Here is a 25759-nt window from a genome sequence, read left to right as displayed (position 1 = left end):
TGGCGCGGTGAGGTCTTCGCGGGGCGGGCGGGTGTCAGCCGGCCAGCTTGTTCATGGTGCGGATCTGCCTGTCGACGATCCCGGCGGGAAGGAAGCGCAGGATGCGGGAGCGTCCGGCCATGGGGCCGGCGGTGTTGCGCAGCTTCGGTTTCGAATCGGTCGCGGCCGCGACGATGACCTTGGCGATGACGGCGGGGTCGTCGCCGGACTTGACGCCCGCCGCCAACAGGCGGCCGAAGGCCTCCCGCTGCTGGGCGTAGGCCTGCAGCGGTGTGTCGGGCCGGGTGCTGTTGGCCTCGAATCCGGTGTTGGTGAAGGCGGGCTCGACCAGCAGCACCCGGATGCCGTACCCACGGACCTCGTGGTCCAGGGACTGGGAGTAGCCCTCGATCGCATGCTTGGAAGCGCCGTAGATGGCCATGAACGGGGCGGGGATGTAGCCCTGGACGGACGAGAGGTTGACGATGCGCCCGCCGCTCTGGGCTCGCATGTGCGGCAGGACCTCCTTCACCATGCGCATCACCCCGAAGACGTTGATCTCGAAGACCGCTTGAGCCTGCGCGACCGACATCTCCTCGACCGCACCCACCGAGCCGACGCCGGCGTTGTTGACCAGGACGTCGATCCGCCCGAACCGGTTGATCACCTGTTTGACCGTGGCGGTGGCCGAGGTGTCACTGGCCACGTCGAGGTCGAGGAACGCGACCCCGTTCAGCCGGGGGGCCCGGGAGGTGTCGCGGCTGGTGCCGATCACGTCGAAACCCTTTTTGACCAGCGCGAGCGCGGTCTCTTTCCCGATGCCGGAGGAGGCGCCTGTCACGAGTGCCACCGGCCGAGTTGTCGTCATCATGAACTCCCGAACTCATAGCAGATACGGTTTGTTGTGTTTCCAACTAGCTAGATGTAACGGCAAGGCGTCGGATGGTGACCGACCGCAGTCTCGGGAACCGCGGGTGAGTCGGCACCCCGGCTGGGGTCAACGGGTGCGGATCGTCTCGTGCTCCGGCTCCGGGTATCCGCCGGCGAGCGCCAGCCGCTCGGCGTCGCGGGGGGCGAGCGGGGAGGGCTCCACCCGCAGGATCTTGGCGATGGTCGCCGGCAGCCACCAGTTCCAGCGGCCGAACAGCGATACCAGGGCGGGGACCAGCAGGGCTCGGATCACGGTGGCGTCGAGCACGATGCCGGCGCCGAGCGCGGTCGCCATCACCTTGATGTCAGTGGACGGGACCCCGGCCAGGGCGGCGAACGCGAAGAACAGGATCAGCGCGGCCGCCGTCACGAGCCGGCCGGTGCGCCCGAGGCCCTCCCGCACGGCGATCGACGTGGTGCCGGTGCGGTCGTACTCCTCGCGCATGCGGGCGAGGATGAAGACCTCGTAGTCCATCGAGAGGCCGAAGAGGAAGGAGAAGATAAGCACCGGCAGCCAGACCGTCATCGCGCCGGTCTCGCTGATCCCGAAGATCGCCTCGGAGCCGTTACCCTCCTGCCAGAACCAGGTGGCGAAGCCGAACACGGCGGCGAGGCTGACCAGGTTGAGCAGCACGGCCTTGAGCGGGAGCAGCAGCGAGCGGAACGTCCGCACCAGCAGGATGAACGTCACGATCGCGATCAGCGCCAGGACGAGCGGGAACCTGTCGTAGACCGCGGCGTCGTAGTCGAGGACGTCGGCACCGGAGCCGGCGACGCCGTCGTAGCCGGGCAGGTCCTTCACCGCCTCGCGGACGGCGGTCACGGTGGCGACGCTGGTGTTGTCCACGGTCTCGGCGTCCGGGATCACCTCGACGTCGACGGCGCCGTCGCGCCCCGGCGGCCAGGCGACCGCCGCGCGCACGCCATCCACCTGCTCGGCCGCCTCGACGAAAGCCGCCGGGTCGCCGCCTTTGACCAGCACCTTGATCGGCGTGATCACACCGGTCCCGACACCGCCGTCCCGCAGCCGGTGAAGGGTGTCGACCGCCTGGCCGTTCCTGGCGAGCGACGAGGAGCTGGCCTGGCCGAACTGCATACCGAACACCGGCGCGATCACCAGCGCCATAGCGGCGAGCGCCACGCCGACCGCGAGCCAGCGGAACCGGACGACGCCACCGGCCCAGGCCGACCAGAAGGGGGAGGCTTTGTCCTCCCTGCGGATCCGCGGGTAGTCGATCCCCGGGGCGATCTTGAGTAGCGCCGGCAGCAGGGTGAGGACGACGGCGACACTGATGACCGGGATGAGCATGCCGCCGAAGCCCGCGCTGCGCAGCAGCGGCACCGGGACGACGATGAGCGCGAGCAGGCTGATCGCGACGGTGACGCCTGACGCGAGGACCGCGTGCCCGGCGGTCTTCACCGCGGTGACGATCGCGTCGTCGTTGCTGGCGCCGTGTGCGCGTTCCTCCCGCCAGCGGGTGACGACGAGCAGCGAGTAGTCGATCGCGACACCGAGCCCGATCAGCGAGATGAGGAACTGGACGACGAAGGCCACGTCGGTGAACGACGTCAGCCCGAGCACGATCAGGAACGTCGTGAGGATCGAGACGGCCGCGATGAGCATCGGCACGAGGGCGAGGAACGAGGCGAACACGAAGATCAGCACGACGAGGGCACCGGCGGCGCCGAGGAGCGTCTCCGTGAGCACGCTCGGTCCTGCGGACTCCTCGCTGCCCTCGCTGAGCTGCACGTAGCCGGTGACCGACCCTTCGAGCCCGTGCTGCGCCGCGGCAGCCTTGACCGTCTGCGCCACCGCCGGCCCGACGGCGTCCCCGAGGCCCCGGGGCTGCGGGCCGTAGACGAACGCGAACGTGGACCGGCCGTCGTCGGTGAGGAACGTGGGGTCGCCGGTCGTGCCGTAGTCGATCACCCGGACGCCGGGGATCTTTCGCAGTTCGTTCGTGACGGCGGTGACGTCGTCGCGGTGCTGCTCGATCGTCTGGCCCTCGGGCGCGGTCAGGACCGGAACGGCGGCCGGGAAGTACGTCGTCCCGTACGCCTCCTGCAGCTTGACGCTGGTCTCGTATCCCTCCTGACCTGGAAGGGAAGAGTCGTAGGTGAGCCGGTCCGGGACCGCCGCGGCGGCGAACCCGCCTGCGACGAGCGCGCCGAGCCAGGCGACGATCACCACCCATCGGGCTCGGAGCACGGTTCGGGCAAGGCGTTCCATCGCGGTAACTCCCACTGGTTCCTCGAAACGGGCACATTTCTCACGGCTCGTCGAGCGAGCACGGCCTGGACGCAGGGGTGCTCAGCCGGCTGCGCCGGGAGCTTGAGAGCGGTGGGTGGTCGGCTGGGTGCGGGTCAACGCCTTGGTCGAGGTTGTCCGCCGGCACGGCCGGAGTGCGCACCGGGACAGCGACCAGTCAGCCAGGTGACGCGAACTGGAGAGATCACCCGAGCCGGACGGGCCCGGCGTCGATCGGGAGGCGGACCAGGAGATACGGCTTGCGGCGCAGGTCCTGGCCTTCATGGAAGGGCGGCAGCCGGTCGAGTTGGTTGGCGGTGGCGTACAGGTGCCGGTCCGAGGCGACCGAGAGGGTGTCGATCCAGTTCAGGTCGGTGCCCTGGGCGATCGTCCGGTAGCTGCCGTCCGGGTTTCTGCGCCAGATGGCGTTGTGCTCGAGGTCGCCGCCGTAGAGGCGGCCTTTGTCGTCGCTCTCGAGGCCGTCGGCCATCGGTTTGAACCCGAGGTTCTCGACGGTCGCCGCGACTTCGGCGTCGGTGGCGTGCGGGTCGGCGAGGGCGTCGGTGGCCACGCGGTGCAGCCGGCGGCTGGACAGCGGGCAGTAGTAGAGGTGCCTACCGTCGGCGCTGAGCGCGATGCCGTCGGAGCCGACCGCGTAGGGGGTGGGCTCGCCGCCCGCGGGGCGCACCATGAAGGGCCGGCCGTCGACGATCGGTACGAAGTCCGGGTCGGCGAGCACCGAGGGATGCCCGGCCAGTCGCCGCCAGCAGCGGGCGGTGGCGAGGTCGACCACGATGATGCCGTTCGGGCCGCCCGAGTCGGTGATGAACGCCATGCCCTTGGCGCCGCGCCGCAGGTCGAAGCGCACGTCGTTGACGTAGCTGTTGGCCGGCACCACCTCGGGCGGGAAGAGGATCTTCCGTACGATCCGGTTGGTGCGCAGGTCCACCACTACGAGTTTCGGGCCGCCGTAGGAGGAGCCGGCGAACAGCGGGCTTCCGGTGTCCAGGATCCACAGCCGGTCGGCCGGGTCGACTACGACGCTCTGCACCGACTGCAGGTGCCCGGCCAGGTCGGCGGCGTCCTCGCGGTTCACCTCGACGTTCGGATAGGCCACCGGCTCGCCGTCCCGCAGTTCGGCGACGGTGAACGGCACGTCGTCGCCCCAGCGGGGAAAGTTGACGAAGATACGGCCGTGGTGCGAGACGGTGACACCGGTCGGCATAGCGCCCCAGAGGCGGGCGACGACCGTGTAGCAGCCGGCGGTCGAGCCGGCGGCGAACGCCGGGCCGGCGAGTGGGGTTGCGGCCAGCGACGCGGTCGCCGCGCCCAGGAACGTACGTCGTTTCATGCGAGATCTCCTGCTGGGTCGAATGGCAAATGGGCATGGCGCGGCACACGGGTCACCTCGACGGTGTCCGGTGGCGGCCGTTTCCGGGGGCGCTTGGCTTCGGGGCCGGGTCGGAACGTAACTACGCGGGCCGGGTCAGGGGGACGATGCGGCGGTCGCCGAAGCCGACCATCGAGTGGACCGGTGCGGAGCTGATGCGCAGGAGGGCGGCGAGGCCGCGGCGTCCTTGCTGGCGGGCGAGTTGCGGCCCGAGGGTGATCATCAGGGCGGTGAGCGCCGGCATCGGGCGCCCGAAGAGGGTGATCTCGTTGATGCGTGCCTGCTCGTCGAGGCGCAGCAGCTGCGCTTCCTCGAACGGCTGGGATCCGACCTTGGCCCGGTAGGCCACGGCGTAGGAGTTGCCCTGGCCGGTCAGGGTGTGGAAGCGGATGCCTTTGACCGCGGTGAACGCCGAGGTCAGGAAGTCGTGCATCTGATGGGGTCCCTGGACGCGGTACTGGTCGGTGAGCGGCGAGCTGAGCACGATGTCCGGGCTCAGGCAGGCGACCGCGGCGTCGGCGTCACCATGTTGCACAGCATCCCGCCAGCGCTCGACGGTGGCGGCGGGGGCGGTGATGGCGGCGGAGTGTGGGGTGTCGGCCATGGATCTCTCCCAGCAGTAACGGCGCGATGGGTGGTGGGTGGCGGGTGTCAGCCGGAGAGCTGGTTGAGTTCTTCCGGCATGAATGGCGCAATGAGGTGTTGCTTCCTGCTGACGACACCGCACTGGACGTGACGCTCCGGTGGGTTGTGGGGCAGGCTTGCCAGCCGGCCAGGTTGTTCATCTTGCGGATCTGGCTGTCGAAGATCCCGGCAGGAGCGAGGCGATCCAGGATCCTGGCGCGCCCGGCCATGGGACCGGCGGCGTAGCGCAGCCTCGGCTTTCGCGTCGGTCGCGGCGGTGACGATCGCCTTGGCAACGACCGCGGGGTCGTCGCCGTTCTTGACTCCCTCCACCATCAGCCGGTCGAAGATGCGCCGCTGCTCCGCGTAGACCGGCAGGGACGTCCTTGCGGGCCGACGGCGACGTGCCGTGCCGGCACCTCCCATTCGCCACTAACGCTAGGTAGACGAGACAGAGAGCGTCCATGGCAGAAAGGCTCAAGATTTTGTCTGAGACTCTCAGGGACTGATCCGGGTGGTTCTTTCAGCGTTAGGGTGCCGGCATGGATGTCTTCGCCGATGTACTGGCCGCCACCGGCTTCCGCGGCGTGCTGCTCCCGCAACTGCGTTCCTCCGGCGCCAGCTGGGGCTGCGCGGTGGACCAGCTCGGCACGGCGGGCTTCCACCTCATCGCCGAGGGCGCCTGCTGGCTGCGCACCGCCGACATGCCACCGATGCAACTGGTGTCCGGAGACGTGGTGCTGCTGCCACGCGGCACAGCGCACCAGCTCACCGGAGCACCCCTGGCAGACGCCGTCCCTTTCGCGGACCTGGAGGCCGCGCATCCCCCGGGGGGCGAAGGGGTCGTCGATCTCGGCGGCGACGGGCCCACCGTCCGGGTGGTACGCGGCAAGTTCCCCTACGCGGGCGACAGCAGCGGGCATCCGATCCTGTCGGCGTTACCCGAGGTCGTTTGCGTTCCCGGCATGAGCGCCGACCCGCAGTTGCAGTCGATCATCCGGATCATCGCCGCCGAGACCACGGGCGGACGAGCCGGATCACTTACGGTGGCCACCAAGCTGACCGAGGTGCTGTTTGTGCTGGCTGTCCGCGCCTGCATCGAGCGAGCCGACCAGGCCGCGGTGACAGGACCATCCTGGCTTACGGCTCTGAGCGACCCCCGCATCGGACCAGCCCTGTCACTGATGCACGAAGCGCCACACCGCGACTGGACAGTGGAAACCCTGGCCAACACCATCGCGATGTCCCGCCCGGCATTCGCCCGCCGGTTCAAAGCGATCGTCGGCACCACCCCGCTGGCCTACCTGTCCCGAGTACGCATCGACCACGCCGCCCGCCTCCTACGCGACACCGACGACCCGGTCGGCCACATCGCCCAAAGCGTCGGATACCAATCCGAGTTCGCGTTCTCCCGGGCCTTCTCCCGAGAACACGGCATTGCGCCCGGCCGCTACCGCCGCACCGCATCAACCCAGCCGTGACGAACACACGCCGCCGTACGGACCGGCGGGACATAGCCACGAACGGCGTTCCCGGAACTGCCCGTCATCCGACCTCATGAAACCGGCAGGACCCATGCAAACGAGAGCCGCACCAAACTGCGGTGGGCCCGTTGGTTATGTCGGTGACACCGAGAGCCGGATGTCGCTGACCGGGAGCGCCGGCCCGCGACGACCGCCCATGGTGTTCCTGCGTTTCCGGCCACCCCTACGCGGGTTCAAGAAAGCCAAAGCGTGCTGGGAGAGGATCACCAAACGACATCCTCACCCGTTCGCACACTGGCGATGGACCCGCAACTTCTGGCCACCGGAGATGACAGGAGCCGGGTGACGGGAGACTGTCACGCCCGGATCTGAGGGAGCCGGGAGGTGAGACTCCTCCCGGCCACCCGACCTTTGTACGGCATTCGTGCGCTCATCTTGTGCGGCGGGACGCGGTCGCCAGGGCTGCTGTCACCGCGATGACCGCGCACGCCAGTGCGGTCGTGGCCAGCGGTCGCCAGGGCACGACCGGGGGAGACCACACCGACAGCGCCCCCAGCGCCGCCCAGATCCCCGCCAGATTCAGCAGGGTGACCGCCACGCCCAGCAGCGCCCCGATCGCCACCACCGCCAGCGCCTCCGCGGCGACCAGCCGGAGCACCTGACCGCGGGTCGCGCCGGCCCGGCGCAGCGCCGTGAACTCCGGCACCCGGTCGGTGGTGGCCATGACCAGGGTGTTCGCGAGCGCGATGGCCGTGTAGAGCAGGGCGATGCCGAGCACCACCAGAAAGCCCACCCGGGTCTCCCGGCCGGTGCGCGGCGCCTGGCCGGCAAGCCATTGTTCCCGGGTCAGGCCGACGCCCGCGAGTCCGGCCGCCGGCGCCCGCCCCGCAACGATCATTTCGAGCAGGTCCGGCGCGGCACCCGGCGCGTTGGCCGGCGTCACGTACGCGCCGTTGTCGCCCGTACCGGTCGCGAGGACCGCCGCGATGCGCAGCGTGCGCGGGGTCCCGTCACCGAGCCAGACGTCGATCTCGGCGCCGACGGTGTGCTCGGCCCATTCGTCGTTGACCACGATGGAGGTGTCGTCCAGGTCGGCGAGGCTGCCGGCGATCACCGGCAGGCGCCGGACCGACGCCAGCGCGGCGGCGTCCACGGCCAGCGCCGGCGAGCGGATCAGGGCGGTGCCCTCCTCCAGCACATAGACCGCCGTCTGGGCGCTGGTCAGGACGGTCGCGCCGGGTACGGCCCGGGCCCGCGCCACCGTGGCGGCGTCCGGCCGTTCGATGATCAGATCCGCGGCGGTCCGCGCGCGCAGTTCCGTGGCCTTCGCCGTGCTGATGGTGGCCGTCGCGCCGAGCAGGGAGCCGGTCAGCGCCACGGTGATCAGCACCGGCGCGGCGATCGCCGCGGTGCGCCGCAGCCCGGCGGCGGCGTTCGCCAGCACCAGCGGTCCGGTCACCCCGGGCAGCCGGAGCGCGCGGACCAGCGGCCCGACGACGGCCGGCGTCAGCAGCGCGATCGCCGTGATCAGCAGCATCGGCTGCGTGGTGTACGTCTTGCGGTGCAGCGCCTCCCCGGGCTCGACGATCAGGCGCCAGACCAGCAACCCCAGGCCGGTCGCCAGCACCAGCGCGCCGGCGATCCGGCGGCCTATCGGCATGGCCCGGCTGTCGACGGCGGCCTCCCGCAGCGCCTCCAGGGGCCCGACCCGCCCGGCCCGCACCGCCGCGGTCGCCGCCCCGGCGAGCGCCACCAGCAGCCCGGTCCAGAACGCCACGTGGTAGGGCCAGCGGTGCCCGCCGATCACGAACCACGCGGGCGCCAGCCGCTCGTCGACCAGCATCCGGGCCAGCGGCGGCGCGGCCCGGGAACCCAGCGCGCAGCCGGCCGCCGACGCCAGGACGCCGACCACCGCCGCCTCGGCGAGCACCATCCGGCGCACCTGGCCCGGCGTGGCCCCGGCGGTGCGCAGCAGACCCAGTTCCCGGCGGCGCTGGGCGACCGCGAAGGCGAACGTGGACGCGACCACGAATACCGAGACGAACGTGGTCACCCCGCCGGCCGTGCCGAGCAGGGCGTTGGCAGCCATCAGCGCCTCGGCGTCGCGGTCCGGGTCGGGATCGGCCCGGCGCCGGCCGTCACCGGTCAGCACCTGGATCCCCACGGCCGCCCCGACCACCGCCCGGACCTCGGCGGCGGCGGCGTCCACGACGAGGTTGTCGATCCGGGGCGACAGCCGGGCCGCCTCCGCGTCGGTGAGGAACATCGCCCGCTCGTACCCGGTAGGCGGGACGGTCCCGACCACCTCGCGGCCCTGCACGATGGTCCCCACCAGGGCCGGTGGGCCACCGACCACCACCTCGCCGGGCCGCACCGGGGCGCGGCCCGCCGTGAGCCGGTAGCCGCCGTAGCCCGCCACCGACCAGGGGTGGCCGGTGAAGCCGTCCCGGGCCTCGAACGAGCGGTCCGCGACCGTGGGCGCCGCCGCGGCGAGCCGGGCCGCCACCTCGGCCGGCACCCCGCGGTAGTTCGCGAGCGGCTGGGTCTTCTCACCGACCCGCAGCTCGTCCGGCCCGCGGACGACCACCGGGGCCCCGGCCAACCGCTCCGGGTGCTGCGGGGGAGCATCCACCGTGGACGCCAGGGCCAGGCCCATGGTGGCCAGCAGGGCGACGCCGAGCGCGAGGGCGACGAAGCTGCCGATCAGCGTCACCCAGCGGGTCCGCAGGCCGGCGAGTATCAGGATCATCGCACCACCCTGCCGACGCGGGCCCGGCCACGCAGTCTCCCGGGCGAGAGTCTTCCCGGTAGCGCTGGCACTACGGTCTACGGTGTGCTGGATGAGCGTGTGGCAGGCACTGGGCAGCCGGCGTTTTCTGCTCTCCGCCTGGCCTTGGCGCGCCGCCGGCTATCTGCTCGCCGGCGCGCTGGCCGGCGCTGGCACCCTGATCGCCGCGCTGCTGTTGCTGACGGCCGGCGCCCTGGTCGTGTTCGGCCTCCCGGGCTTCGCGCTGCTGGGCCTGCCGGTCGCGCGGGCCGAACGGCGGGTGCTGCGGCTCCTCGACGACCGCCCGCCGCCGGACGGGCATCGCCCGCCGACGCGGCCGGGTCTACGGGCTTGGCTGGGCACCCGGTTCACCGAGCCGCTCACCTGGCGCGAGCTCGGCTACGCGGTGCTGCTGGCCGGCCTGCTCTGGCCGTTCGACCTGCTGGCGGTGGTGCTGACCGTCGCCCTGCCGCCGGCCCTGCTCGCGACGCCGGTCCTGCTGGCTCTGGACGGTGAACAGGTCAACGTGCTGAAGGAGTGGCCGGTCACCTCGTTGCCGCTCGCCCTGGCCGTCGCCGCCCTCGCCGGGCCGGCGTACGCGGTGGCCGCGTACGGGATGACGGTCTATGCCGGGGCCCGCGGCGCCCTGGCCCGGGTCCTGATCACCGCGCCGGACGCGCGGATCACCGAGCTGACCCGCTCGCGCGTCCGGCTGGTCGACGCCTTCGAGGCCGAGCGCGCCCGCATCGAGCGCGACCTGCACGACGGCGCGCAGCAGCGGCTCATCGCGCTGACCATGATGCTCGGGCTGGCCCGCCTCGACGCGCCGGCCGGCCCGCTGACCGCCCAGCTGGCCCGGGCCCAGGACGAGGCCGAGCGGGCACTGGTCGAGCTGCGCGAGCTGATCCGTGGCATCCACCCGCCGGTGCTGACCGACTTCGGCCTGCCCGCCGCGCTGGCCGACCTCGCGGACCGCTCGGTGATCCCGGTCGGCGTCAGCCTCGACCTGCCCCGGCGCTTTCCGGGCTCGATCGAGTCGACCGCCTGGTTCGTCGTCTGCGAGGCCGTGTCCAACCTGGCCCGGCACAGCGGCGCGGAGCGCGCCGAGATCAGCGGCGGCTACGCGGGCGGCACCCTGACCGTCCGGGTGCGCGACGACGGGCGCGGCGGCGCCGACCCGGGCGGCGGCACCGGGCTGGTCCGGCTCGGTGACCGGGTGTCCGTGGTCGATGGCACACTGACGCTGTCCAGCCCGCCCGGCGGCCCGACCGTCCTGACCGTGGAGATCCCGTGCCGGCCGCTGCCGCCCTGCGCATAGTCCTGGCCGAGGACAGCGTCCTGCTCCGCGAGGGCCTGGCCGGGCTGCTGACCCGGTTCGGTCACGAGGTGGTCGCGGCGGTCGGGGACGCGGCGGCGCTGCGGGAGGCGGTCGAGGCCGGCCGCCCCGACATCGTGGTGACCGACGTCCGGATGCCGCCGGGCCTCACCGACGAGGGACTGCGCGCCGCGGGGGAGCTGCGCCGCCGGCACCCCGCGCTGCCGATCCTGGTGCTGAGCCAGTACGTGGAAACCACCTACGCCACCCACCTGCTGGGCTCGGGCGACGGCACCGGCGTCGGCTATCTGCTCAAGGACCGGATCGGCCGGGTCGAGGAGTTCGTCGAGGCGCTGCACCGCGTCGCGGAGGGCGGCACGGTGGTCGACCAGGAGGTGGTGCGGCAGCTGCTGCGCCGGCGCCGCGACCCGCTCGGCGCGCTGACGCCGCGCGAGCGGGAGGTGCTCGCGCTGATCGCGGAGGGTCGTTCGAACGGGGCCATCGCCATCCGCCTGGTGGTCACGGAGGCGGCGGTGGCCAAGCACATCCGCGCCATCCTGCAGAAGCTCGACCTACCGCAGGCCGACCAGGACCACCGCCGGGTGCTGGCGGTCCTGGCCTATCTGCGCGGCTGACTCAGGGGGCCGGCACGAGGTCGGCGAGCAGCTTCTCGATCCGGGTCCTGATCTCGTCGCGGATCGGGCGGACCGCCTCGACGCCCTTACCGGCCGGGTCCTCGAGCTTCCAGTCCTCGTAGCGTTTCCCGGGGAAGACCGGGCAGGCGTCGCCGCAGCCCATCGTGATGATGACGTCGCTGCTCTCGGCGGTCTCCCATTCGAGTTTCTTGGGGGTCTGGCCGGTGATGTCGATGCCGACCTCGGCCATGGCCTCGACGGCGGCGGGGTTGATCGTCTTGCCGGGTGCGGAGCCGGCCGAGCGGACCTCGACGGCGTCTCCGGCGAGGTGGCGCAGCCAGCCGGCGGCCATCTGAGAGCGGCCGGCGTTGTGCACGCAGACAAACAGGACGCTGGGCTTGCTCATCGGATGTGTCTCCTATCGTGTGCCATGGCGGCGGTGCTGTCGTGAGCGACGACGACCTCGTCGGCCGCCTGTCCCACACCCGGGTAGAGGGCCAGCAGCAGCCCGGTGCCGACGGCGAGGCCGATGATCTGGGCGACGATGAAGCCGGGCACCGAGGCCGGGGCGATCCCGGCGAAGGTGTCGGTGAACGCCCGCCCGATCGTCACCGCCGGGTTGGCGAAGCTGGTGCTGCTGGTGAACCAGTACGCGGCGCCGATGTACGCGCCGACCGCCGCCGGGGCGACTGCGGCCCGGCCGGACCGGGCCAGGGCGAAGATGAGCAGGATCAGCCCGGCGGTGGCGACGACCTCACCCAGCCACAGGTGCCCGGCGGACCGGTCCTTGCCGGAGAAGTCCACCGCGGCGAGGTCGAACATCAGGTTCGCCAGCACCGAACCGGCGACGGCGCCGAGGGTCTGGGCCAGGGCGTATCCGCCGAGCTGAGCGCCGGTCAGGCCGGTCCCGGTGCCCCGGCCGAGGAACCAGTCGGCGGCGGAGACGACCGGGTTGAAGTGTGCCCCGGACACCGGCCCGAAGGTGAGGATCAGGGCGCCGAGCGCGAACGCGGTCGCGACCGAGTTTTCGAGGAGCTGCAGGCCGACATCGTCCGGCGACAGGGTGGTCGCCATGATTCCGGAGCCGACGACGGCGGTCACCAGCAGCGCGGTGCCGATGAACTCGGCGAGCAGGCGCCGCCAGGTCGCAACAGGGTTCATGAGTGCGGGTTCTCCCAGGGATGGACGGGGATTGTCAGGCGGGGACGTGCAGGTCGTCCAGGAGCCGGCGGACGCGGCGTTCGAGCTCGTCGCGGATGGGCCGTACGTCGGCGACGGCCAGGCCGGCGGGGTCGTCGAGGTCCCAGTTCTCGTAGCGGGTGCCGGGGAAGACCGGGCAGGCGTCACCGCAACCCATGGTGATCACTACGTCGGCGGCCCGGACGACCTCGTCGGTCCAGGGCTTGGGGTATTCGCCGGAGATGTCGATGCCGCGCTCGCGCATGGCGGCGACGGCGGCGGTGTTGATCTGATTGCCGGGCTCGGAGCCACCGGACCAGGCGATGGCGTTCTCACCGGCGAGGTGGCTGAAGAAGCCCAGCGCCATCTGCGAGCGGCCGGCGTTGTGGGTGCACAGGAACAACACGACCGGCTTGCCGTCGCGCTGGTGACCCTCGATGCGGGCCAGGGCCTGCAGCCGCTGCCGCGCGAAGCGTTCCGCGAGCAGGGGCAGGAAGTTCGGGATGCTGCCGATGGTGGCGAACTGGTCGTAGCTGGTGTGCAGGAACCGTTCGATGGTCTCGGGCCCGTAGGTGCCGTCGAACTCGGCGGCGAGCCGGGCCGCTGCGGTTTTCAGCGCGAGAGCTTGGTCGATGGACATTTCCGCACGCCAGTGGGCGGTGGTGTCGGTCATGACTGTTCTCCGGTCAGAGTGGGCGCGAGGCGGTCGATGCGCCCGGCGAGGTCGGTGTATGCGGCTTCGAAAGCCGCGTCGGTGTCGGCGCGTACCGGATCGGCCACGGACCAGTGCAGCCGCGGGCGCACCGTCGCGGTCAGGTCTTCGTGTGCGCTGTCGCAGACCGCGATGACCAGGTCGTCGTCGTTGACCACGTCGCTGACGTGCGCGGTGCCGGTCGCGTTCAGCCGCAGCCCGTGCCGGCGGGCGACCCGCACCGCCCGGGGGTGCACCCGCTGCGCCGGACGGGTGCCGGCCGAGGCGGTGGGCCGGTGGGTGCGGTCCGCCCACAAGGCGGCGGCGAGCTGCGAGCGGGCCGAGTTGTGGGTGCACACGAACACCACCCGGGCCGGGTCCGGCAGGCGGGGCGGCGCGAGCAGGGCGAGGGTGCCGGGGCGCAGCCGCAGATAGGTGCGGCGCCGGTCGGCCTCGGAGCGGGTGCGTTCGAGCAGCCCGGCCTCGGCGAGGACCTTGACGTGGTGCGCGACGAGGTTGGTCGGCATCGCCAGGTCGCGGGCGATCTCACCCGGCGAGGCGTCACCGACGCTCAGCGCGTCGACGATCGCCAGCCGGGCCGGGTCGCCGAGCGCGGCGTGGATCCGTGCCCGCTCCCGCAGGGAAAATCGCTCAGTATCCATTGACTCAATAATCACTGAGGCTATTGGTCGGCGCAAGGATCCGGACGGCTGTTCATCCGATGGTCATCCGGCCCGGCGGCGGGCAGCTGGTTCGCGCCGGCTACGCGCTGACTGTCTCGTCGACGGTCAGGAGGGTGGCGAGCTGGCGCATCAGGCCCGGCCGGGCGCGGTAGTACACCCAGCTCGCGCGGCGCTCGGCGTCGACCAGGCCGGCCTCGCGCAGCACCTTGAGGTGGTGCGAGATCGTCGGCCCGGAGATCTCGAACGCGGGGGTGAGGTCGCAGACGCAGATCTCTCCGCCCTCGGCCGAGGCGATCATCGACATCAGCTGCAGCCGGATCGGGTCGCCGAGGGCCTTGAACGCCTGCGACAGCGTGACGGCGGACTCAGCCGGGATGCGGGTCGTGGCCATCGGGGGGCAGCACGGCACCGTGTCGAGCGGCGTCTCTGATTTCGACATGCTTCGAGGTTGACAGATATCGAATCCGCGTGCAACTGTCGGTTTCGACAGTCATCGAGTTCGACCGAGATCGAATCGAGCGAAGGAGCGCGATCATGACCGACACCCAGACCCGCGGTGGTCTCTCCGGCGACCCGGCGCCAGCTCTCACCACTGCCGGTACGGGCGGATGTTGCGGCCACCCGCCCCGGGCCACCTTGAGCCCGCCCGATCCGGCCGCGGCGCCGGCCGCCCCGTGTTGCGGCACCGCGTCCGACGCCGCAGCCGAAGGCTCCTGCTGCGGCAGTGCGGCGAAGGTCGATGCCGTCGCTTCCGGGCAGGGCTGCTGCGGATGAGGTCCGGCGTCGGCTACGGTTTCATCGGTAATCGGCGATTGACGATGAAGCTGGTGGATGATGGCAGACCTGCTCGACCGGAGCATCGCGCAGGAGTACGCCTCCTGGTTCCGTGCCCTCGCCGACCCCACGCGGGTGCAGATCGTGGAATACCTGGCCCGGCAGGACCGGCCGCTGCCGGTAGCGGAGATCGTCGCCGCGGTCGGCCTGGCCCAGTCCACCGTCTCGCAGCACCTCAAGATCCTCACCGAGGTGCGCTTCGTCCTGGTCGAGCCGGTCGGCACGGCCAGGCACTACCGGATCAACGCCCGCTGCGTCGACTGCTTCCCGTCCGCGGCCGACGTCGTCATGGGCCGCCCCGCACCAACGCCGACGGGAGGCTGCTGATGACCGCCTCCGTCGGCCCGGCCGCGCGGCCGCACCGAACCATCCGCTTCCAAGATCGAGGAGTCACATCGTGAGCACCCCCTCGGGCAGCCTGCCCGTTGTCGTCATCGGCGCCGGGCCGGTCGGCCTCGCCGCCGCCGCGCACCTCGCCGAGCGCGGCATCGCCTACACCGTCCTGGAGGCCGGCGAGACCGCGGCCGCCGCCGTACGCCAGTGGGGGCACGTCCGGATCTTCTCCCCGTGGCGGTTCAACATCGACGCCGCCGCGGCCCGGCTGCTGGCCGAGGCCGGCTGGGTCCGCCCGGACGACGACAAACTGCCCACCGGCGCCCAGCTCGCCGCCGACTACCTGCAGCCCTTCGCCGACCTCCCGGCCGTCAAGTCCCAGATCCGCTACGGCGCCCGCGTCGTCGCGATGACCCGGCTCGGCCTCGACCGGGTCCGCACCGCCGGCCGCGACACCACGCCGTTCCTGATCCGCCTCGCCACCGGCGAGGACGTCCTCGCCCGCGCCGTCATCGACGCCTCCGGCACCTGGGACACCCCGAACGTGCTCGGCGCCTCCGGCATCCCCGCGCACGGCGAAATCGCCTCGGCGCCCTTCCTCGAGCAGGCCCTGCCCGACGTGCTCGGTGCCGACCGCGACCGGTTCGCCGGCCGGCGCGTCCTGGTGATCGGTGCGGGATACTCCGCGGCCAACACCCTGCTGCTGCTCGCCGAGCTCGCCGATCAGGCACCCGGCACGCAGGTCACCTGGGCGATCCGGGCGACCGGCCCGGCGCGCACCTACGGCGGCGGGTCCGCCGACGCGCTACCCGCCCGCGGCACCCTCGGCACCGTCCTGCGCGAGCACGTCGAGGCCGGCCGCGTCGAGCTGATCACCGGCTTCTCCGTCGACAGGCTCACCCCGCGGCCCGGCGGCGGCGTCGAGGTCTCCGACGGCACCCGTACGGTGCTGGCCGACCGGATCGTGTCGGCGACCGGATTCCGGCCCGACCACAGCATCGCCGCCGAGCTGCGCCTCGACCTCGACCCGATCATGGGCGCCGGCCGCACGCTCGCCCCGCTGATCGACCCGAACGAGCACTCCTGCGGCACCGTGCCACCGCACGGCGTCGACGAGCTCGCCCACCCCGAGCCCGGCTACTACGCCATCGGCGCCAAGTCCTACGGGCGAGCGCCTACATTCCTGCTCGCCACCGGCTACGAGCAGGCCCGCTCGGTCGTCGCCGCGCTCGCCGGGGACTGGCAGGCGGCCCGGGACGTGCGGCTGGACCTGCCCGAAACCGGGGTGTGCAGCAGCAGCGTGCCGGTCGACAGCGACCGGATCGACGGCGACCGGATCGACGGCGACGGCGGCTGCTGCGGGGCGCCGGAGCCGGCCGGGCGCGGGCTGGCGACCGGCATCGCCGGCGGGCTGCTCTCCGCGCCGCTGACGCTGGTCAGCGCGTCGGCCCCGACCGACGGTGAGCAGGCCGGCGGTTGCTGCGGCTGACCTGATGCCATCAACCACGCCGGTGGCCGCCGAGTCTGAGACGGGCGGCCACCGGACGGTGTGCTACGGCTGGCGCATCGTCGCCGTCTTCGCGATCACCCAGACCGTCGGCTACGGCACCCTGTACTACGCCTTCGCCGTCCTGCTGCACCCGATCGCCCGCGACCTGCACACCTCCGCCACCACGGTCACCGGCGCGTTGACCACGGCCATCCTCACCTGGGCGATCATGGCCGTGCCCGTCGGGCGATGGCTCGACCGGCACGGCGGCCGCGCGGTGATGACCCTCGGCGCGCTCGCCGGGGCCGCGCTGCTCGTCGCCTGGTCCCAGATCCACACCGTCTGGCAGCTCTACGCCGTCTTCCTCGGCCTGGGCGCCACGATGTCGATGGCCCTCTACGAGCCTGCCACCGCCGTCATCGTCTCCTGGTTCGACGCGGCCCGCCGGCCCCGGGCTTTGCTGGCGATGGTCGTCGTCGCCGGCTTCGCCAGCACGATCTTCATGCCGCTGACCGGCCTGCTCAACGACCGGCTCGGCTGGCGCACCACGCTGCTCATCCTTTCCGGGTCGTACGCCGCCATCGCCGTGCCCCTGCACGCCATCGTCATCCGCCGCCCACCGGTCAGGCGGTCGGCGGGCCCGCGGGCGACGACGGCCGAGCGGCGGGTGCCGGTGCGGACCGCGCTGCGCGACAGCCGATTCTGGTGCCTGGCCATCGCGTTCGTCGCCCACGGCGCCGCCATGAGCGCCATGACCGTGCACCTCGTCGGCTTCCTCACCAGCACCGGCCACCCGGCCACGTTCGCCGCCACCGTCGCCGGGCTCCTCGGCGTGCTGTCGGTCACCGGCCGGCTCGTGCTGACAGCCGCGCAACGACGCGTACGCCTGCACCGGGTCGTCGCGGCGGTGTTCGTCATCCAGGCCGCCGCCGGCTTCAGCATGCCCGTGCTGGCCGGCGGCCGGACCGGTGCGATCGTCGCGGTCACCGCGTTCGGGCTCGGCTTCGGCATCGCCAGCATCGCCACCCCACAGCTGCTCGCCGACCGGTACGGCACCACCGCCTATGCCAGCATCGCGGGGGCGCTGGCCACTCCGGTCACCCTCACCAAGGCCGGCGCTCCGCTGGCCGCGGCCGCGCTGTTGGGTGCCACCGGAGGATTCACCCCGGTCATGACTGCCATCGGCGCGGCCAGCCTGATCGCCGCGGCCGGCATCCTGGCACGCGCCGACTCGCCGCGACCGTCCGGGTAGCACCGGGCGTACGCACCGAACCCGCGCGGCTGGATCAATACCCGTAGATCATCTTGTAGGCCACCTCGGGCAGGAACTGCCCGGCGGTGGATCCGGCCCCGACACCGCAGTTGCCGTCGGACTCGCCCGGGGTCTTGAGCCACAGCAGCATCTCCGCACCGCCGCCCAGCTGGCTCGGCGTGCCGATCCGGCGGCCGCCCGGGTTGCACCATTGACCGTTGGAGCCGTTGCCGTTGCGGCTGGTGTCGATCACGAAAGGCTTGCTGTATCCGAAGCTTCGCAGCGCGGTGGCGACCCTGCTGCCGTAGTTCGCGTTCTCGCCGGTGGCGAAGTAGTTCGACACGTTCAGCGCGAAGCCGTGCGCGTTGGCCGCGCCGGCCATGTTGAGGCGCTGCGCCATCGTCTGGGCGTCGACCCAGCCGGGATTGCCGGCGTCCAGGTAGGCCCAGGTGTGCGGCGTCCTGGACCGGAACTGGCTGATGGCGCGAGAAAGCATGCCGACGCGTTCGCTGATCTGCGCCTGGCTCATGCAGCTGAAGTCGCCCAGCGAGTCCGGTTCGAGGACCACCACGGCGGGCCGGTTGCCGATGGCGGCGGCGAAGGAGGCGATCCACGAGTCGTAGCCGGCGACGCTGCCGGCGCCCCCGCCGGAGTGGCCGCCGCAGGCATCCCGGCCGGGGATGTTGTAGGCCACCAGGATCGGAAGCTTGTCGACGGCGTCCGCTGCCGCGACGTATCGGCCGACCGCACCCGCGATGTCGCCACTCCAGTTGCCGAACCAGCCGGCCATCGGTTTCTGCGCGATCTGGCTTCGGATCGCGGCGGCGCGGCCGTCCCCGGGGTTGGCGGCAACCCAGGACGCGGGGCCGGATTGGGGATTCACGTAGAACCCGCTGGTCTGGCTGACGGGATCGGCGTGGGCGGCGGTCGCGCCGAGCAGGACCGCGGGAACCGCCAACGCCAGCGCGGCGGCAAGCGCCCAAGGACGGGCCGGTCGTTTCATTGCGGGTCTCCTTTGCGTCGGAAGGTGTCGGCGAGCTGTGCTGCTGAGCCGTTCGGGGCTACGACTTCGCTCTGCCCGGAGCCGCGACGTCGTGGTCGCCGGCGGTGGATCGTGATCGAGTCGGGTCGGTGAAACTGGAAGCGCTTCCAGTCGCATCTATCCATGTAGGTCGATCTGATGCTCGGCAAAACCCGAGCGGATGTCAAGAGGGTGGGGTGTCTGCCGAGTTCTACGGCGGACCGGATTAGCGCTCGCCGCTTGACCTTTTCTGAGACCGCTTCCAGTAGACCGCATCGACGCTGTCGGCACCGGTCGATACCATCGATCAACGACATCGGCGGGCGGAACGGAAGGGCTCGGCATCGAGATGGCAGCAGGGGCACCTCGGCGGCAACCCACTCTGGACGAGGTGGCCGAGCGAGCCGGCGTGTCGCGTTCCGCCGCGTCCCGGGTCATCAACAAGGCGCCGCACGTCAGCCGCGCCACCCGCGACGCCGTCGAGCGGGCCATCAAGGAGATGGGCTATCTCCCCAACCGCACCGCCCGGGCCCTGGCCACCCAGCAGACGGGAATAGTCGCCCTCGCGGTCTCCCACGACGATCCCGAGTTGTTCGCCGATCCGTTCTTCGCTCAGGTCATCGTCGGGGTGTCCGCGGCCCTCGAGGAGACCGACCTGCACCTGTTGCTGTGCCTGGCCAGCTCCGGCCGGGGTCGATCCCGGCTGACGAACCTCCTGCACACGCGCGGCGTCGACGGCATCATGCTGATGGCGCTGCGCGGGGACGACCCGCTGATCCACATCGTGCGTAAAGCCGGCCTGCCGGCGGTCTATGGCGGGCGGCCACTGCATTTCGAGCCGCACTGGTATGTCGACTCCGACAACCTCGGCGGGGCGCGGCTCGCGACGGAACACCTCATCGGTCTCGGCCGAACCCGCATCGTCACCATCACGGGCCAGATCAGCACCGAGGTCGGCGAGGCCCGCTACCGTGGCTACCGCGAGGCGATGATCATGGCCGGCCTGAGCCCGCACGGCATGACGGAGGGCGATTTCACCGAGGCCGGCGGCGCCGCGGCGATGAGGACACTGCTCGACCGCCACCCTGACCTGGACGCCGTCTTCGCCGCCAGCGACAACATGGCGGCCGGCGCGCTGCGCGTGCTGGGCGAGGCGGGCTGGTCCGTGCCGGCCGACGTGGCGGTGGTGGGCTTCGACAACCTGGGCATCGCCGAACGCACCGTTCCGCCCCTGACCACTGTCCACCAATCGATCCAGGCCCTGGGGAAGGAGATGGCCCGGATGCTCATCGGATTGATCGCGGGGCAGGAGCGCACGTCCATCATCCTGCCCACCAGATTGGTGGTGCGCGACTCCGCGTGACTCAGGGGCGGCGCAGCCCGCGGTCGAGGAAGTCGATCAGCCACTCGAAGCTCTGGTCGGTGTCCGCGTCCCACTGGAAGCCGTGCGCGGCCTGGAGCGTGGCGAAGCCGTGCAGGGTGCTGCGCAGCGTCCGCAGCGCATGGGTCTGCTCGGCCGGGTCGATCCGGTAGCCGCGCAGCACCGCGGCGAGCGACCCGATCACCCGGGCACCGGCCGCGTCGAGTTCCGGGTCGGCGACCCCGACCGTGGCGGCATACCGGCCCGGGTGCGTGGTCAGGTAGGACCGCATGGCGCGGGCGGCCGCGGCCAGCGCGTCCCGCCCGGCGTATCCCTGGGTGGCGTCCCGCAGCGCGTCGCCGAGCTCGGTCATCGCCAGCGCGGCGAGACCGAGGTGCAGCTCGGCGAGGCTGTCCACGTGCTTGTACAGCGACGGGGTGCGGACGCCGAGCCGCTCGGCGACCAGGCCCATGGTCAGCCCGCCGAAGCCCCGCTCGTCGGCGACCTCGGCGGCCGCGGCGATCACGGTGGCCCGGTCGAGGCCGGCCCTAGGCACGGACGGCCGCGGCGAGGAACGGGAGCATGAGCGCCACCACCTGATCGGGGAACTGGGTGTGCGGATAGTGTCCGGCACCTTCGACGAGCGCCAGGGTAGCCAGGCCGGCGGGCATCGCGGCCACGATCGCCTCGCCCTCGGCCCGCGGGTCGGCCCAATCCGGGTCGAGCGTGCCCTCGACGATCAGCGCCGGGCAGCGCACCCCGCCGAGGTGGGCGCCGGCGTCGGCCGGGGTGGACTGGCCCATCTTCCGCAGCGCCTTCATCCGGCCGGGCTCGCGCAGCTTGGCCTCGATCCGGGCCAGCTGGCCGGCCCAGTCGGCCGGCCGCGGGCCGGGGTAGGCGACGTCGAGGTAGCTGAGCCACTGCTTGACGCTGCCGAACAGGCCGGCGCCGAGCAGCCGGGACATGCCCTGCCGGAAGCGCCGGACCCGCAGGTCGGCGAGCGCGATGGACTGCTTGCGGGTGAACGGCGCCAGCTCGACGATCGCGCTGATCAGCTCGGGCGCGGTGGCCGCGGCGATGGTGGCCGCCCCGCCGGAGATCGAGTGGCCGACCAGCACGGCCGGCCCGCCCAGGTGGCGGATCAACGCGACCAGGTCGCCCGCGATATCCGTACGGCTGAAGCCGGTGAAGCCGGTGCCGGACTCGCCGGCGCCGCGCAGGTCGGTCGCGGCCACCCGGTAGCCGGCGGCGACCAGGCGCGGGGCGACGAAACGGTAGGCGTCGCGGCTGTCGCCCATCCCGTGCGCGAGGACCACGAGCGGGCCCTCGCCGGTCACCTCGTAGGCGATGCGCCCGCCGTCGACGGACAGGAACTCGGTCATGGCTGCCTCCCGGCTTGGCTAATGTCGTTAGCTATAAGCTAATCGCATTAGCCAACCCTGTCAACCGTGCCGAACGGAAGCCGACCCGCCAGGATGGACAGCGCCCCCGCCGCCTACCGACCGGAGCGATGATGCCGCCAGCGCACACCGAGTACCGCAAGGGCCTGCACGAGGTCGCCGACGGCGTCCACGCCTGGCTCGCCCCCGACGGTGGCTGGGGCCGGAGCAATGCCGGCCTGATCGAGGGCGACGGTGCCACCCTGCTCGTCGACACCCTGTTCGACCTGCCGATGACCCGCGAGATGCTCACGGCGATGGCCCCGGTCACCGACCGCAGCCCGCTGCGCTACGCGGTGAACACCCACGCCAACGGCGACCATTGCTACGGCAACTCGTTGCTGCCGGCGTCCACCGTGATCCATGCCGGACCGCACTTCGACGACGACCTGCACGAGGTGCCGCCGGCGCTGCTGGCCCAGCTCATGACCGCGGAGCTGGGCCCGGTGCTCGGGCCCTACCTGCGGCGGAACTTCGGCGCGTACCGGTTCGCCGACATCGCCGTGCGCGGCGCCGACGTCACGGTCACCGGGCCGACCGTCCTGGACGTCGGCGGCCGGTCCGTCGAGGTGCTGCCGCTCGGCCCCGCGCACACCCGCGGTGACGTGGTGGTCTGGGTGCCGGAGAGCCGGACCCTGTTCGCCGGGGACCTGCTCTTCATCGGCGGCACCCCGATGATGTGGTCCGGCCCGATCGGGAACTGGGTCGCGGCCTGCGACCACATGCTGGCCCTGGAGCCGGCCACCGTCGTGCCGGGCCACGGCCCGGTCACCGGCCCGGCCGGCATCCGCCAGGTCCGCGATTACCTGACCTTCCTGGACGGGTACGCCCGCAGCAGCCTCGCCGCGGGCCGTTCCTGGCGGGAGGCCGCCGCCGAGGTCGACCTCGGGCCCTACGCCGCCTGGGGCGAGTCGGAACGCACGGTCGCCAACCTCTACGGCGCCTACCGGTCGCTGGAGCCGGCCACCGAGGAGATCACGCTGCTGGATCTCCTCACGGCCATGGCGGCGTGGGACCGCACCTGATCGGTCTGTGACGCGCGTCTCCTCTTGCCCGACCGGTTTCCCTGCAACGTTCTCCTGGTCCGTCCCCGTCATCATCATCGACGGGGACGGACCATGAGGCAGGTGCAGTGAGCAGACGTGCGGACCGCCGAGCGGGCAAGACGAGCGGGCGAGCGAGCGGGCAGGCGAGCGGGCAGGGTGCCGGTTCGCCGGCACCGGCGGGCAAGGCCCGCGCCCGGCCGGCCCGACGGTCGCCCCGCTGGGCGCTTTGGTGCCTGGTGGTCGGCGTGCTGCTCACGGCCGGCAGCGGCGCCGCGGTGGCGGGCAGCCGCGCGATGCTCGGCGCGGCCACCAAGACGATCACCCAGCAGCCCCTGCTCGGCGACACCCGGGTGCAGGTCAAGCACGCCAGCGTCAAGGGCGCCAAGACGATCCTGCTGGTCGGCCTCGACACCCGGCCGAACCAGGACCCCAGCAAGCTGACCCGGTCGGATTCGATCATCCTGTTGCACATTCCGGCCGACCACAAGGCGGCCTATCTGGTGTCACTGCCGCGCGACAGCTACGTGCGCATCCCCGCGTTCGACAACGGCAAGCAGCCCTACGCCGGCGGCCGTAACAAGATCAACGCCGCTTTCGCGTACGGCAGCCGCGGGCTCACCGGCGACAAGGCGCTCACCGGCGGCGTCACGCTGCTGACCAAGACCGTGAAGAACCTGGCCGGCATCACCCCAGACGCCGGCGCGGTCATCGACTTCCAGGGCTTCCGCAAGGTGGTCGACGTGCTCGGCAAGGTCTGCATGTATGTGGACACCACGACCACGTCCATCCACATCGGTCACGACAACAGCACGGGCAAGCGCGCGGCCCCGTACAGGATCAATCCGGACGGCACGGTGCGCGGCAAGATCCGCGGCGTGACGCCGAACATCTACCGCAAGGGCAACCACTGCTTCACCCCGGCGGACGCCCTGGACTTCGTCCGCCAGCGCGACCTGCTGGATGACGACAGCTACGACTACGGCCGTCAGCGCCACCAGCAGCAGTTCCTGAAGGCCGTGATCACGAACATGGTGGACAGCGGCCTCGACTCCCCGACGAAGCTGCCGGGCCTGCTGTCGGCCCTGGGCAAGACGATGACGGTGGACAACGGCGGCATCCCGCTGGCCGACTGGGTGTTCGCCCTGCGCGGCATCCGCCCCGACGACCTGGTCACCATCAAGACCAACAACGGCAAGTTCAACAGCGACAACATCCCGGGCGTGGGCAGCGCCGAGATCCTCAGCGACACGAGCATGGACCTGCTGAAATCGGTGAAGACCGACACGGTCGACAAGTTCATCCTGGCCAACCCGACCTGGGTGACCCGCAGCTGACCCACACCCCGAGCCGGGGCCAAGAATTGGTATGTAGGTCCCCTCGGCTCGGGCGCGGACCTGACCCAGCTCGTCGCCGCCTTCGGATACTGATCCCGGGCTCGCTCAGCGGTGGCTGAGCTGATCGGCCTTGGCCGCCAGCACGGCGAGCACCTGCCGGTGCGAGGCGTGGAACGCGGCGACGCCCTGATCCTCCAGGGCCGTTCCGACGTCGTCCAGGTCGACGCCGACCGCGGCGAGCCGGCGCATCGCCGCGGCGGCCTCGTCCACTCCGGTGTCGATGGTGCGGGCCAGCGTGCCGTGGTCGGTGAACGCGGCGATGGTGGCCTCGGGCAGGGTGTTGACCGTGTTCGGGCCGATGAGCTCGTCGACGTAGCGGGTGTCGGGATAGGCCGGGTTCTTGGTCGAGGTCGAGGCCCACAGCGGCCGCTGCGGGTGCGCCCCGAGCTCGGCCAGGAGTTCCCACCGCTCGCCGGCGAAGCGCTCCCGGAACAGCCGGTAGGCGAGCTTCGCCTGGGCGATCGCCGCCCGGCCGCGCAACGCCAGCGCCTCGGGGGTGCCGACCGCGTCGAGGCGCCGGTCGACCTCGGTGTCGACCCGGCTGACGAAGAACGAGGCGACGCTGCGCACGCGCGCCGGGTCGCCGCCGCGCGCGGCGAGGGCTTCGAGCCCGGCCAGGTACGCCTCGATGACCTGCTCGTACCGGGCGAGGGAGAAGATCAGCGTGATGTTGACGCTGCGGCCCTCGGCGATCATCGACCGGATCGCCGGGACGCCCGCCGCGGTCGCCGGGATCTTCACGAAGAGGTTGGGCGCCGCGATCCGCTCGTGCAGCGCGCGGGCGGCCACCAGCGTGGCCGGCGTGTCGCGGGCCAGGTCGGCGGCCACCTCGACGGAGGCGAACCCGTCGGTTCCGCCGCTGGCGTCGAACACCGGGCGCAGCACGGCCAGCGCGGCGACGATGTCGTCGACGACCAGCTGCCAGTAGGCGTCCTCAAGGGGCCGGCCGGCCGCGGTCAGCGCCGCGAACTGTTCGTCGTAGTCGGCGGACCCGACGATGGCCCTGGCGAAGATGGTCGGGTTGGCGGTCACCCCGCGGATCCCGTCGGCGACCATGCGCGCCAGGGTGCCGTCGCGCAGGTAGCCGCGGGTGAGGTTGTCGAGCCACGGACTCTGGCCGTAGCCGGTGTGGAGCCGGCGCAGTGCCGTCATCGGGTTGCCGTCCGGCTGGCCAGCCGCCACAGCGCGAGCGCGCCGACGAGCAGGCCGAAGTCGCGCAGTGCCACGTCGTAGTAGTCGCCCAGGATCAGCAGGTTGACGATGATCCCGGCGAGCCAGGCGGCCACCACGACGGCGCCGTACCTCGGCCGGACGGCCACCAGCAGGCCGGCCAGGATCTCGATGACGCCGACCGCGTACATCGCCTGCTGAGCCGTGCCCGGGACGAGCCGGTCGACGAACGGCGCCAGGTAGCCGGGCCAGTCGGTCAGCAGGTTGGCGAACTTGTCCAGGCCGAACGCGATCGGCGCCACCGTGAAGACGGTGCGCAGCAACAGGAACGCCTGCTGGGCCCCGTCCCCGGCGCGACCCGCCAGCCGGGTGCCGGTCGACGAGCCGGGTGTGTTGGTGACCATGAGCTGCTCCGATCTTCTAAAACCGCGATTTCCGTACGTTAGAAAGCTAGGCCCGTGTCCCTTCTAAAGTCAAGGTGTGCGTGTTTTACAAT

Annotated in this window: 26 protein-coding genes; 10 read left to right on the top strand and 16 right to left on the bottom strand. The window is 71.8% G+C overall.

Features of this window, described 5'->3' with window-relative positions; genetic code table 11:
* Positions 1–34 precede the first annotated feature (34 nt).
* The 5 genes from DMB66_RS04035 to DMB66_RS62400 all read right to left on the bottom strand — a co-directional run bounded on the left by DMB66_RS04035 (position 35) and on the right by DMB66_RS62400 (position 5597).
* Entirely contained in the window at positions 35–847 is an 813-nt protein-coding gene (locus DMB66_RS04035; RefSeq protein WP_125802617.1) for an oxidoreductase, read from the bottom strand.
* A gap of 129 nt (positions 848–976) precedes the next feature.
* Positions 977–3139 carry an MMPL family transporter gene (locus tag DMB66_RS04030; protein ID WP_125802616.1) on the bottom strand — a complete coding sequence of 721 codons (2163 nt, stop codon included), beginning with the start codon at positions 3137–3139 and terminating at the stop codon, positions 977–979.
* Positions 3140–3362: 223 nt separating this feature from the next.
* Positions 3363–4508 carry an L-dopachrome tautomerase-related protein gene (locus DMB66_RS04025; RefSeq protein WP_125802615.1) on the bottom strand — a complete coding sequence of 382 codons (1146 nt, stop codon included), beginning with the start codon at positions 4506–4508 and terminating at the stop codon, positions 3363–3365.
* Positions 4509–4629: 121 nt separating this feature from the next.
* Positions 4630–5151 carry a nuclear transport factor 2 family protein gene (locus DMB66_RS04020; protein WP_125802614.1) on the bottom strand — a complete coding sequence of 174 codons (522 nt, stop codon included), beginning with the start codon at positions 5149–5151 and terminating at the stop codon, positions 4630–4632.
* A 47-nt stretch (positions 5152–5198) separates the two neighbouring features.
* Positions 5199–5597 (bottom strand): hypothetical protein, encoded by a 399-nt coding sequence (locus DMB66_RS62400; protein ID WP_199751898.1) that lies wholly within the window; start codon positions 5595–5597, stop codon positions 5199–5201.
* Positions 5598–5713: 116 nt separating this feature from the next.
* Between DMB66_RS62400 and DMB66_RS04010 the strand changes: the two genes are divergently transcribed.
* On the top strand, positions 5714–6652 hold the full coding sequence (locus DMB66_RS04010) for an AraC family transcriptional regulator (RefSeq protein ID WP_125802613.1): 939 nt from the start codon (positions 5714–5716) through the stop codon (positions 6650–6652).
* 433 nt (positions 6653–7085) lie between these two features.
* On the opposite strand, the gene DMB66_RS04005 is transcribed toward DMB66_RS04010, so the two are convergent.
* Entirely contained in the window at positions 7086–9404 is a 2319-nt protein-coding gene (locus DMB66_RS04005) for an FtsX-like permease family protein (RefSeq protein ID WP_125802612.1), read from the bottom strand.
* Positions 9405–9495: 91 nt separating this feature from the next.
* Between DMB66_RS04005 and DMB66_RS04000 the strand changes: the two genes are divergently transcribed.
* Both DMB66_RS04000 and DMB66_RS03995 read left to right on the top strand, forming a co-directional pair.
* Complete coding sequence (locus DMB66_RS04000; RefSeq protein ID WP_125802611.1) at positions 9496–10740, top strand: sensor histidine kinase; 1245 nt, start codon at positions 9496–9498, stop codon at positions 10738–10740.
* Positions 10713–11372 (top strand): response regulator transcription factor, encoded by a 660-nt coding sequence (locus tag DMB66_RS03995; protein WP_125802610.1) that lies wholly within the window; start codon positions 10713–10715, stop codon positions 11370–11372. Before DMB66_RS04000 ends, DMB66_RS03995 begins: the two co-directional genes overlap by 28 nt.
* Before the next feature lies 1 nt (position 11373).
* Here the strand turns inward: DMB66_RS03995 and DMB66_RS03990 are convergent, their stop codons facing one another.
* The 5 genes from DMB66_RS03990 to DMB66_RS03970 form a co-directional block, all read right to left on the bottom strand.
* Positions 11374–11778 carry an arsenate reductase ArsC gene (locus DMB66_RS03990; protein ID WP_125802609.1) on the bottom strand — a complete coding sequence of 135 codons (405 nt, stop codon included), beginning with the start codon at positions 11776–11778 and terminating at the stop codon, positions 11374–11376.
* Entirely contained in the window at positions 11775–12533 is a 759-nt protein-coding gene (locus tag DMB66_RS03985; protein ID WP_125802608.1) for an MIP/aquaporin family protein, read from the bottom strand. Before DMB66_RS03985 ends, DMB66_RS03990 begins: the two co-directional genes overlap by 4 nt.
* A 34-nt stretch (positions 12534–12567) precedes the next feature.
* Positions 12568–13224, bottom strand: a complete 657-nt coding sequence (locus DMB66_RS65745; RefSeq protein WP_125802607.1) for an arsenate reductase ArsC — start codon at positions 13222–13224, stop codon at positions 12568–12570.
* Positions 13221–13904 (bottom strand): helix-turn-helix domain-containing protein, encoded by a 684-nt coding sequence (locus tag DMB66_RS03975; RefSeq protein WP_125802606.1) that lies wholly within the window; start codon positions 13902–13904, stop codon positions 13221–13223. The genes DMB66_RS65745 and DMB66_RS03975 overlap by 4 nt, the downstream gene beginning before the upstream one ends.
* A gap of 100 nt (positions 13905–14004) precedes the next feature.
* Positions 14005–14364, bottom strand: a complete 360-nt coding sequence (locus DMB66_RS03970; RefSeq protein ID WP_125802605.1) for a metalloregulator ArsR/SmtB family transcription factor — start codon at positions 14362–14364, stop codon at positions 14005–14007.
* A 95-nt stretch (positions 14365–14459) separates the two neighbouring features.
* Here DMB66_RS03970 and DMB66_RS03965 point away from each other — a divergent pair, with 95 nt between their 5' ends.
* The 4 genes from DMB66_RS03965 to DMB66_RS03950 all read left to right on the top strand — a co-directional run bounded on the left by DMB66_RS03965 (position 14460) and on the right by DMB66_RS03950 (position 17833).
* A complete protein-coding gene (locus tag DMB66_RS03965) occupies positions 14460–14699 on the top strand; it encodes a hypothetical protein (RefSeq protein ID WP_125802604.1) in 240 nt (79 codons plus the stop codon).
* A 57-nt stretch (positions 14700–14756) separates the two neighbouring features.
* Entirely contained in the window at positions 14757–15086 is a 330-nt protein-coding gene (locus DMB66_RS03960; protein ID WP_125802603.1) for a helix-turn-helix transcriptional regulator, read from the top strand.
* 67 nt (positions 15087–15153) lie between these two features.
* The gene (locus tag DMB66_RS03955; RefSeq protein ID WP_199751936.1) at positions 15154–16581 is read left to right on the top strand and encodes an FAD-dependent oxidoreductase; all 1428 of its coding nucleotides are present in this window, start codon (positions 15154–15156) and stop codon (positions 16579–16581) included.
* Between the two features lie 22 nt (positions 16582–16603).
* Positions 16604–17833 carry an MFS transporter gene (locus DMB66_RS03950; protein ID WP_233624281.1) on the top strand — a complete coding sequence of 410 codons (1230 nt, stop codon included), beginning with the start codon at positions 16604–16606 and terminating at the stop codon, positions 17831–17833.
* Positions 17834–17867: 34 nt separating this feature from the next.
* On the opposite strand, the gene DMB66_RS03945 is transcribed toward DMB66_RS03950, so the two are convergent.
* Positions 17868–18836, bottom strand: a complete 969-nt coding sequence (locus tag DMB66_RS03945; RefSeq protein WP_125802600.1) for a glycoside hydrolase family 6 protein — start codon at positions 18834–18836, stop codon at positions 17868–17870.
* Positions 18837–19203: 367 nt separating this feature from the next.
* On the opposite strand from DMB66_RS03945, the gene DMB66_RS03940 reads away from it, so the two are divergent.
* The gene (locus DMB66_RS03940) at positions 19204–20217 is read left to right on the top strand and encodes a LacI family DNA-binding transcriptional regulator (protein WP_199751895.1); all 1014 of its coding nucleotides are present in this window, start codon (positions 19204–19206) and stop codon (positions 20215–20217) included.
* Between the two features lies 1 nt (position 20218).
* Here the strand turns inward: DMB66_RS03940 and DMB66_RS03935 are convergent, their stop codons facing one another.
* Both DMB66_RS03935 and DMB66_RS03930 read right to left on the bottom strand, forming a co-directional pair.
* Complete coding sequence (locus DMB66_RS03935; RefSeq protein WP_125802598.1) at positions 20219–20770, bottom strand: TetR/AcrR family transcriptional regulator; 552 nt, start codon at positions 20768–20770, stop codon at positions 20219–20221.
* Complete coding sequence (locus DMB66_RS03930) at positions 20763–21596, bottom strand: alpha/beta fold hydrolase (RefSeq protein WP_125802597.1); 834 nt, start codon at positions 21594–21596, stop codon at positions 20763–20765. The genes DMB66_RS03935 and DMB66_RS03930 overlap by 8 nt, the downstream gene beginning before the upstream one ends.
* A gap of 128 nt (positions 21597–21724) precedes the next feature.
* Between DMB66_RS03930 and DMB66_RS03925 the strand changes: the two genes are divergently transcribed.
* On the top strand, positions 21725–22678 hold the full coding sequence (locus DMB66_RS03925) for an MBL fold metallo-hydrolase (RefSeq protein WP_125802596.1): 954 nt from the start codon (positions 21725–21727) through the stop codon (positions 22676–22678).
* Between the two features lie 107 nt (positions 22679–22785).
* On the top strand, positions 22786–24033 hold the full coding sequence (locus DMB66_RS03920; protein ID WP_233624280.1) for an LCP family protein: 1248 nt from the start codon (positions 22786–22788) through the stop codon (positions 24031–24033).
* Between the two features lie 105 nt (positions 24034–24138).
* Here DMB66_RS03920 and tal read toward each other — a convergent pair whose 3' ends face one another.
* Together tal and DMB66_RS03910 are read right to left on the bottom strand one after the other, a co-directional pair.
* The gene (gene tal / locus DMB66_RS03915) at positions 24139–25245 is read right to left on the bottom strand and encodes a transaldolase (protein ID WP_125802595.1); all 1107 of its coding nucleotides are present in this window, start codon (positions 25243–25245) and stop codon (positions 24139–24141) included.
* A complete protein-coding gene (locus DMB66_RS03910) occupies positions 25242–25667 on the bottom strand; it encodes a hypothetical protein (protein ID WP_125802594.1) in 426 nt (141 codons plus the stop codon). The genes tal and DMB66_RS03910 overlap by 4 nt, the downstream gene beginning before the upstream one ends.
* Positions 25668–25759: the final 92 nt, after the last annotated feature.

The sequence above is a fragment of the Actinoplanes sp. ATCC 53533 genome (assembly GCF_003947245.1).
Note: the sequence above shows the minus strand (reverse complement) of the source record. Positions and strands in the feature narration are given on the sequence as shown.

What these genes read in the sequence shown, in the direction of transcription:
- DMB66_RS04035 (WP_125802617.1), bottom strand. Translation starts at nt 847, where the DNA reads ATGACGACAACTCGGCCGGTGGCACTCGTGACAGGCGCCTCCTCCGGC.
- DMB66_RS04030 (WP_125802616.1), bottom strand. Translation starts at nt 3,139, where the DNA reads ATGGAACGCCTTGCCCGAACCGTGCTCCGAGCCCGATGGGTGGTGATC.
- DMB66_RS04025 (WP_125802615.1), bottom strand. Translation starts at nt 4,508, where the DNA reads ATGAAACGACGTACGTTCCTGGGCGCGGCGACCGCGTCGCTGGCCGCA.
- DMB66_RS04020 (WP_125802614.1), bottom strand. Translation starts at nt 5,151, where the DNA reads ATGGCCGACACCCCACACTCCGCCGCCATCACCGCCCCCGCCGCCACC.
- DMB66_RS62400 (WP_199751898.1), bottom strand. Translation starts at nt 5,597, where the DNA reads ATGGGAGGTGCCGGCACGGCACGTCGCCGTCGGCCCGCAAGGACGTCC.
- DMB66_RS04010 (WP_125802613.1), top strand. Translation starts at nt 5,714, where the DNA reads ATGGATGTCTTCGCCGATGTACTGGCCGCCACCGGCTTCCGCGGCGTG.
- DMB66_RS04005 (WP_125802612.1), bottom strand. Translation starts at nt 9,404, where the DNA reads ATGATCCTGATACTCGCCGGCCTGCGGACCCGCTGGGTGACGCTGATC.
- DMB66_RS04000 (WP_125802611.1), top strand. Translation starts at nt 9,496, where the DNA reads ATGAGCGTGTGGCAGGCACTGGGCAGCCGGCGTTTTCTGCTCTCCGCC.
- DMB66_RS03990 (WP_125802609.1), bottom strand. Translation starts at nt 11,778, where the DNA reads ATGAGCAAGCCCAGCGTCCTGTTTGTCTGCGTGCACAACGCCGGCCGC.
- DMB66_RS03985 (WP_125802608.1), bottom strand. Translation starts at nt 12,533, where the DNA reads ATGAACCCTGTTGCGACCTGGCGGCGCCTGCTCGCCGAGTTCATCGGC.
- DMB66_RS65745 (WP_125802607.1), bottom strand. Translation starts at nt 13,224, where the DNA reads ATGACCGACACCACCGCCCACTGGCGTGCGGAAATGTCCATCGACCAA.
- DMB66_RS03975 (WP_125802606.1), bottom strand. Translation starts at nt 13,904, where the DNA reads ATGGATACTGAGCGATTTTCCCTGCGGGAGCGGGCACGGATCCACGCC.
- DMB66_RS03970 (WP_125802605.1), bottom strand. Translation starts at nt 14,364, where the DNA reads ATGTCGAAATCAGAGACGCCGCTCGACACGGTGCCGTGCTGCCCCCCG.
- DMB66_RS03965 (WP_125802604.1), top strand. Translation starts at nt 14,460, where the DNA reads ATGACCGACACCCAGACCCGCGGTGGTCTCTCCGGCGACCCGGCGCCA.
- DMB66_RS03960 (WP_125802603.1), top strand. Translation starts at nt 14,757, where the DNA reads ATGATGGCAGACCTGCTCGACCGGAGCATCGCGCAGGAGTACGCCTCC.
- DMB66_RS03945 (WP_125802600.1), bottom strand. Translation starts at nt 18,836, where the DNA reads ATGAAACGACCGGCCCGTCCTTGGGCGCTTGCCGCCGCGCTGGCGTTG.
- DMB66_RS03940 (WP_199751895.1), top strand. Translation starts at nt 19,204, where the DNA reads ATGGCAGCAGGGGCACCTCGGCGGCAACCCACTCTGGACGAGGTGGCC.
- DMB66_RS03930 (WP_125802597.1), bottom strand. Translation starts at nt 21,596, where the DNA reads ATGACCGAGTTCCTGTCCGTCGACGGCGGGCGCATCGCCTACGAGGTG.
- DMB66_RS03925 (WP_125802596.1), top strand. Translation starts at nt 21,725, where the DNA reads ATGATGCCGCCAGCGCACACCGAGTACCGCAAGGGCCTGCACGAGGTC.
- tal (WP_125802595.1), bottom strand. Translation starts at nt 25,245, where the DNA reads ATGACGGCACTGCGCCGGCTCCACACCGGCTACGGCCAGAGTCCGTGG.
- DMB66_RS03910 (WP_125802594.1), bottom strand. Translation starts at nt 25,667, where the DNA reads ATGGTCACCAACACACCCGGCTCGTCGACCGGCACCCGGCTGGCGGGT.